Below are 2,312 nucleotides of genomic sequence, written 5' to 3'. Positions count from 1 at the left end.
TTGAACGAAGCCGCTACGCGGCAAATTTCCACTTTGTCCCATTTTGAACGAATCTCATAAAGCTCATCTGTGAGCCTGTCTACAGGAGATTCACCATGAACAAAACCCAAACCCAGCATTTCCAACGTCTCTATCAAAAACACGTCGATGCTCTCTATCGTCAAGGCAAAGCCGACACCACTATCGATGTCTATTCCCGTGCCGTTCGGCGGATTACCGCCTTCTTTGATCGCTGCCCAGATACCCTCACCGCAGACAATCTCAAAACCTATTTCTCTTCGCTCGTTAAAACCCACTCTTGGAGCACAGTGAAAACCGACCGCAACGGCCTGCAATTCTTTTATCACCACACCCTCAATAAACAGTGGCCATGGGTCGACATTATCAAACCACCTCAACGCAAAACCTTGCCGGTCATTTTAACTCAGCTGGAAATTCAACGCATTATTAATCAGACCCAAGAGTTACGCTATCAAGTCTTTATTTTGACGACCTACTCTATGGGGTTGCGCTTAGGAGAAACCCTCAATCTCACCGTTGCCGATATTGACAGTCAACGCATGAAAGCCCATGTCCGCCTCGGCAAAGGTAAGAAGGATCGATTGGTCACCTTGCCACAAAAAACGTTGAGTGCCTTACGCTATTATTGGTGTACCCATCGCCATCCTTTATTTCTGTTCCCTCGTGGTCAATCCAGTGAACTACGCCATACCGCCACGATGCCGATGGATCGAAGCGGGGTACAAAAAGCCTTTAAGGCTATTTTAGCCTCCTGCAACATTCACAAGAAGGCCACGCCCCACAGCCTTCGGCACTGCTACGGCGTTCATTTGTTGGAAGCCAACGTTCATTTGCGTGCCATACAACAAGAAATGGGCCATGAGTGCCCCAAAACCACCGCCATTTATACGCGGATTACCGAATCCGTTCACCAAGATACTCAGGCCATGATTAATCAATTAATGAATCGCCTAGACGTATCGCTCAATGGCGAGGTGTGAAATGACGCTTCAAATGATTTTTCAAGAATACCAGCAGCGCTTTTTAGAGCGCTATGGCCAGAAATTAAATAAGGATCAGTGGTCAGCACTTAATGCTCTGCTCGGTTGTCGAACTGGCCAATACGGGGAGGTGACCATGCACTGTTCTCACTGCCACCAAGACACTCGCTGGAGGCAATCGTGTGGTCATCGAGCCTGCAATCAATGCCAGCATCACCTTTCCAGTTTATGGCTGGCTCGTCAGCAACAAAAACTGCTGCCTACACCGTATTTTATGGTGACTTTTACCTTGCCCGCTAAACTGCGGGGCGTATTTCAATCCCACTCCCAACGCTGTTATCGCTTATTATTTGAGAGTGCCTCAGAAACCTTAAAATACTTTGGCAAACACCACCCTTCTTTAGAGGGTGACTTGGGTTTTACCGGGGTATTGCATACGCACTCTCGACAACTGCACTATCACCCGCATCTGCATTTTATTGTGCCGGCGGGGAGTTTTTGTAAAAAACAGTCTTTATGGAAGTGCAGCGATAAAACTTATTTCTTACCACAAAAAGCCATCGCCAAAGTGTTCCGGGCTCGATTGTTAAAATCTTTATCCAATCATTTTTCACGGTTACCACTCAATATTCCTAAAAAGTGGGTGGTGGATTGTCGACATGTTGGTTCGGGGTTACCTGCTTTGCAATACCTCTCTCGCTATTTGTATCGTGGTGTCATCAGTGAAAGGCAAATCGTACGCAATGACGGCTCTCACATCACGTTTTATTACAAAGAGAGCAAGACCAAGAAGCGTCGATATCAAACGTTAAAAGGAGAGGATTTTATTTATCGATTATTGCAGCACGTTTTACCAAAAGGCTTTCGGCGTGTTCGAGATTATGGGTTTTTACACGGTAATGCCAAAAGGTTGCTACACCGCATTCAACTGTGTTTGCGTGTCATATTACCGCCGTGTCTTCCTGACGTAAAACCTCAAATTTACTGTAGGGAATGTGGGAGCACAGAAGTCAATTTCTTCTTCACCAAAAAAAATCCGTTAAGCCATCCCATACCGACATGACATGCTTAAGGCAATACGAACACTGAATACACTTTTAATACAGGAGGAACTGCTTCATTGGCTTAATGTTTTAATTAAAAAATCATCATGTAAAGCATGAGGGGCTTTTTCGTGCTGACAAAATGGTTTACCACATGCAAACGCTTTAAAGATTACTCTCGCCGAATTTATTTCCTATAAATAGAAGACACCGGGCTCGTTCAACAACCAAATAAGTGTCGGCTAACGACACTTATTCTTATTTGTTA

The 2,312-nt window shown here is 45.1% G+C and carries 2 protein-coding genes; both read left to right on the top strand.

Annotation, left to right across the window (positions count from 1 at the left end):
• Positions 1–95 precede the first annotated feature (95 nt).
• Entirely contained in the window at positions 96–1,001 is a 906-nt protein-coding gene (locus LU351_RS20300; RefSeq protein WP_232595911.1) for a tyrosine-type recombinase/integrase, read from the top strand.
• 1 nt (position 1,002) lies between these two features.
• Positions 1,003–2,064 carry an IS91 family transposase gene (locus tag LU351_RS20295; protein ID WP_232595910.1) on the top strand — a complete coding sequence of 354 codons (1,062 nt, stop codon included), beginning with the start codon at positions 1,003–1,005 and terminating at the stop codon, positions 2,062–2,064.
• Positions 2,065–2,312 lie beyond the last annotated feature (248 nt).

The organism is Marinibactrum halimedae (assembly GCF_021234875.1).
GTDB lineage: Bacteria > Pseudomonadota > Gammaproteobacteria > Pseudomonadales > Cellvibrionaceae > Marinibactrum > Marinibactrum halimedae.
Note: the sequence above shows the minus strand (reverse complement) of the source record. Positions and strands in the feature narration are given on the sequence as shown.